The sequence below is a fragment of the Methylobacterium sp. WL116 genome (assembly GCF_008039455.1).
Lineage (GTDB): Bacteria > Pseudomonadota > Alphaproteobacteria > Rhizobiales > Beijerinckiaceae > Methylobacterium.
In genome coordinates this window covers 1-4,953 of the sequence record NZ_VRUV01000342.1, presented here as the reverse complement: position 1 = coordinate 4,953, position 4,953 = coordinate 1, and the positions used below count along the sequence as shown (strand labels likewise).

Below are 4,953 nucleotides of genomic sequence, written 5' to 3'. Positions count from 1 at the left end.
CTGCGCCGGCCGCCGCACGGCCGCCGCTGACCGCGCGTCCGACCCCGGCCGAGCCGCGCAAGACCATCACCGCGGACGTGCGCAAGCCGCAGAACCTGAACTTCATGGCGCGCCCCGCCCCGGCGCCCGAGCCCGAGAAGAGCGCGAGCCCGACCACCGCGGCACGGCCCGCGGGGACCGCTGCGCGTCCGGCCGGCCGCCCGGCGGCGAACGAGGACGAGAGCGAGACCAAGCGCGTCATCCGCCGTCCCGGCATGCCGCTGAAGATCATCACGCCGCCGAAGACGCCCAAGCAGCCCGGCGGCGACCGCAACCGCGGCCGCCTGACCATCGCGACCGCGACGTCCGGCGAGGACGAGCGCACCCGCTCGATCGCCTCCTTCCGTCGTCGCCAGCAGCGCATGAGCGGAAGCCGGCAGGTCGAGCAGAAGGAGAAGCTGTCGCGTGAGGTGACGATCCCGGAGACGATCACGATCCAGGAGCTCGCCAACCGCATGTCGGAGCGGGCGGTCGACGTGATCCGCCTGCTGATGAAGCAGGGCGAGATCCACAAGATCACCGACGTGATCGACTCGGATTCGGCGCAGCTCATCGCCGAGGAGATGGGCCACACCGTGCGCCGCGTCGCCGAGTCGGACGTGGAAGAGGGCCTGACCTCCGACGAGCCGGATCTCGACGAGGATCTCGATCCCCGTCCCCCGGTCGTCACGATCATGGGCCACGTCGACCACGGCAAGACGTCGCTCCTCGACGCGATCCGCAAGGAGAACGTGGTCGAGGGCGAGGCCGGCGGCATCACCCAGCACATCGGCGCCTATCAGGTCGCGTCGCCGTCGGGCGACATGATCACCTTCATCGACACCCCCGGCCACGCGGCCTTCACCTCCATGCGCGCCCGCGGCGCCAAGGTGACGGACATCGTCGTGCTCGTGGTGGCGGCCGACGACGGCGTGATGCCCCAGACGATCGAGGCGATCCAGCACGCCAAGGCGGCGGGCGTTCCGCTGATCCTGGCGATCAACAAGATCGACAAGCCCGAGGCGAACCCGCAGCGGGTCCGCACCGAGCTGCTCCAGCACGACATCCAGGTCGAGTCGATGGGCGGCGAGACGCTGGAGTTCGAGGTTTCGGCCAAGACCGGCGACGGCCTGCCCGATCTGCTCGAGGGCCTGCAGCTGCAGGCCGAGATCATGAACCTGCGCGCCAACGAGAAGCGCGACGGCGAGGGCACGGTCATCGAGGCCAAGCTCGATCGCGGCCGCGGCCCCGTCGCGACCGTGCTGGTGCAGCGCGGCACCCTGTTCACCGGCGACATCGTCGTCGCCGGGGCCGAATGGGGCCGCGTCCGCGCGCTCATCGACGACCAGGGCGAGAACATCCAGTACGCGGGACCGTCGGTCCCGGTGGAGGTCCTCGGCTTCAACGGCACGCCGGATGCCGGCGACCGCGTGATCGTGGTGCCGAGCGAGGCCCGCGCCCGCGAGGTCACGGAGTATCGTGCCCGGACGAAGCGCGAGCGCCAGAACGCCCGCACCGGCGGCGCCAATCGCTCGCTCGTCGACATGATGCGCGACCTGAAGGAAGGCGCCGGCCGCAAGGAGCTGCCCGTCATCATCAAGGGCGACGTGCAGGGCTCGGTCGAGGCGATCTCGGGCGCGTTGGAGAAGCTCGGCAACGACGAGGTCTCGGCCCGGATCCTGCTCGCCGGCGTCGGCGGCATCACCGAGTCGGACGTGACCCTCGCGACCGCCTCGAAGGCGGTGGTGATCGGCTTCAACATCCGCGCCCACAAGGAAGCGCGGGAGCTCGCCGAGCGCAACGACGTCGAGATCCGCTACTACAACATCATCTACGACCTCGTGGACGACATCAAAGCGACCCTGTCGGGCATGCTGCCTCCGACGCTCCGCGAGGAGCGCCTGGGCGAAGCCTTCATCCAGGAGATCTTCGAGGTCTCGAAGGTCGGCAAGGTCGCCGGTTGCCGCGTCTCCGACGGCGTGGTCCAGCGCGGCGCCCATGTCCGCCTGATCCGCGACAGCGTGGTGATCCACGAGGGCAAGCTCTCGACCCTGAAGCGCTTCAAGGACGACGTGAAGGAAGTCACGTCGGGCCAGGATTGCGGCATGGCGTTCGAGAACTTCGAGAACATGCGCGCCGGCGACACCATCGAGTGCTACCGGGTCGAAGAGATCCGCCGCACGCTCTGATCGCGTTCGACAGCGCATCGACACGGCGGCCGCGGCTCCTGCCGCGGCCGTCTTTTTTCGTACTCCAGTCCTGCCTCGTCTGCTCGACGACCCGGTGCCGGACCGCAGAAGACAATGGCTCAGAAACCCAACCCGAACGGCCCCACCCAGCGCCAGCAGCGCGTCGCCGAGCTCGTGCGCCACGCGCTGGCCGAGGTGCTCCAGCGCGGCGACATCCAGGATCCGGTCCTCGGCACCCACGTGGTGACCGTGCCGGAAGTTCGGATGTCGCCCGACCTCAAGCTCGCCACCGCCTACGTGATGCCGCTCGGCGGCATGGACGAGGCGCCGGTGATCGCCGCGCTCGAGCGCAACCGCAAGGCGCTCCGGCAGGAGGTGGCCCGGCGGGTGAACCTCAAATTCGCCCCCGAGCTGCGCTTCCTGCGCGACGACACGTTCGACGAGGCCGCGCGGATCGACGCGCTGCTGCGCAACGAGCGCGTCCAGCGCGACCTCGACAAGGGAGTGCCGGACGAGGACGACGCGGAGGTCGGCGGGGGGCGCCCGTGAGGGTCGGCCCCGACCCGATCGAAGACGCCATCGCGGCGCGGCACCGGCAGGCGGGCGCGCACCGATCCAGATTCCGTTTCGCCGATTGACGTAAAAAAGCATGATGCCGACCGAGGTTTCCATGAACGACGTCCCGACCTCCGAGCATCCGGTCTCCGCGCCCGAGATGCCGTCTTCGGGCGAGCGCCGCAGCGAGGAGGGCCGTCGCCCGTCCCGCGGCGGTCCGCGGCCCGACCGGCCGAAGAAGCGCGACGTGTCGGGCTGGGTCATCCTCGACAAGGGCGTCGGCATGACCTCGACGCACGCGGTCGCGGTGGTGAAGCGCGCCTTCAACGCCAAGAAGGCGGGGCATGCCGGCACCCTCGATCCGCTGGCATCCGGGATCCTGCCGATCGCGCTCGGCGAGGCCACCAAGACCGTCCCCTTCGTGATGGACGGCCGCAAGGCCTACCGCTTCACCGTGAGCTGGGGCATCGAGACCGACACCGACGACGCCGAGGGCCGCCCGGTGGCGACGAGCGAGGACCGCCCGACCCGCGCGGCGGTCGAGGCCGCCCTGCCGAGCTTCGTCGGCGCGATCGAGCAGGTGCCGCCGCGCTACTCGGCGATCAAGATCCAGGGCGAGCGCGCCTACGACCTCGCCCGCGACGGCGAGGTGGTCGAGCTGGTGGCGCGTCCCGTCCAGATCGATCGCCTCGCGGTGGTCGAGCACGAGACCGACCGCACGGTGATCGAGGCCGAGTGCGGCAAGGGCACCTACGTGCGGGCGCTCGCGCGCGACCTCGGGCGCATGCTCGGCTGCCGCGGCCACGTCTCGGCTCTGCGCCGCACCCGGGTCGGGCCGTTCGCGGAGGCCGATTCCTGCAACGTCGCCGGGCTTGACGCCGCCGGGCCCGAGGGCAGCCTCGCCCACCTGATGCCGGTCGAGACCGCTCTCGACGCGATCCCCTCCGTCTCGGTCTCGCGCGACATGGCGATGCGCCTGATGCGCGGCCAGTCGGTGATCCTGCGCGGCCGCGACGCGCCGGTCGAGGGCAAGATCTTCGCGACCTGCGGCGGCATCCTCGTCGCGGTGGGCGACGTCGAGCGCGGCGAGCTGGTGCCCCACCGGGTGTTCCACCTCGGCGGAACGGCCGCCGGCCGGGCATCCTGACGTCGATGGCGTGAACCGGGGCGGTGTGGTTTGCGCCTCTTCCCTCCCCCCGCAGAGGGGGGAGGGAAAGCGCGGATGGAATAACCGTCCGTGATGCTACTCTCCGCGGTCCACCTTCGCCGCCGCGCGGTCCCGCCGGATGCCGCGCCTGAGCGCGACGAGCTGCCAGATCGCCAGCCCGAGGGCGAGCGCGAAGACCAGCCCGATGTCGAAGGCGGCGAAGAGCGGGTCGCTCACGCCGGCTCGCGCCCCGTCGCCTCACGCTCGCGCAACGCCTCAATCATCTCGAGCACCCGCACCGCCTGGCCCGGGATGTCCCACCAGGGGCGGGCCAAGGGCGTGCGCGTCGGCACGGCCTCGATGAGGTAGGCGGTCTCGGGCAGGCTCGGCGCGTCGCGCTCGGTGCCGCCACCGAGCGGCAGCGCGGCGCGGGCGAGCAGCTGCAGCTTTCGCCCCGCCCCGACGCGGGCGCGCCGGGTGACGCTGTCGAACCCGTTCCGGACGATCTCCGTACCGATCTCGGCATAGATCAGACGCGCGGCCCGAATCGCCGGACGGCAGGCGAGCGGCAGGCCGCCGATGCCGGCCTCCGAGCGGGCGTAGAGCACGTCCGCGGCGGCGAGCAGCCGGGCGACCACGTCGCGCAGCGCGTCCGTCGCGACCGGCTCGGCCAGGAAAGCGTCCGGATCGATGCCGGCCTCGTCGAGCCAGTCGAGCGGCAGGTAGAGGCGGCCGGCCCGCGCATCCTCGCCGACGTCGCGGGCGATGTTGGTGAGCTGCATCGCCACGCCGAGGTCGCAGGCCCGCGCCAGCACGTCGGCATCGCGCACGCCCATGATCAGCGTCATCGTCGCGCCGACGGAGGCCGCGACGCGGGCGGCGTAGGCGCAGAGCGCGCTCAAGGTCGCGTAGCGCCGCCCTTCGGAGTCCCAGGCGAGGCCTTCGAGCAACGCCGCCGGCAGCGCCTGCGGGATCGCGTGGTCGGCGACGACGTCGGCGAGCGCCCGGTCGGCGGCATGGTCGGCGGGGTGGCCGGCATGGATG

The 4,953-nt window shown here is 71.6% G+C and carries 5 protein-coding genes; 3 read left to right on the top strand and 2 right to left on the bottom strand.

What is annotated here, in order from left to right:
• From infB to truB, 3 genes are all read left to right on the top strand, one after another.
• On the top strand, nt 1–2,207 hold a 2,207-nt coding region (gene infB, locus FV223_RS19900), incomplete at its 5' end, for a translation initiation factor IF-2 (RefSeq protein ID WP_147728628.1).
• A 114-nt stretch (nt 2,208–2,321) separates the two neighbouring features.
• Nucleotides 2,322–2,756 (top strand): 30S ribosome-binding factor RbfA, encoded by a 435-nt coding sequence (rbfA, locus tag FV223_RS19895; RefSeq protein WP_147728627.1) that lies wholly within the window; start codon nt 2,322–2,324, stop codon nt 2,754–2,756.
• A 166-nt stretch (nt 2,757–2,922) separates the two neighbouring features.
• The gene (truB, locus tag FV223_RS19890) at nt 2,923–3,909 is read left to right on the top strand and encodes a tRNA pseudouridine(55) synthase TruB (RefSeq protein ID WP_243931682.1); all 987 of its coding nucleotides are present in this window, start codon (nt 2,923–2,925) and stop codon (nt 3,907–3,909) included.
• 96 nt (nt 3,910–4,005) lie between these two features.
• Here the strand turns inward: truB and FV223_RS30635 are convergent, their stop codons facing one another.
• On the bottom strand, nt 4,006–4,146 hold the full coding sequence (locus FV223_RS30635) for a hypothetical protein (protein ID WP_187274966.1): 141 nt from the start codon (nt 4,144–4,146) through the stop codon (nt 4,006–4,008).
• Nucleotides 4,143–4,953 (bottom strand): phytoene/squalene synthase family protein (locus tag FV223_RS19885; protein ID WP_147728625.1); only part of this gene is annotated, 811 nt, incomplete at its 5' end. The genes FV223_RS19885 and FV223_RS30635, both read right to left, overlap by 4 nt.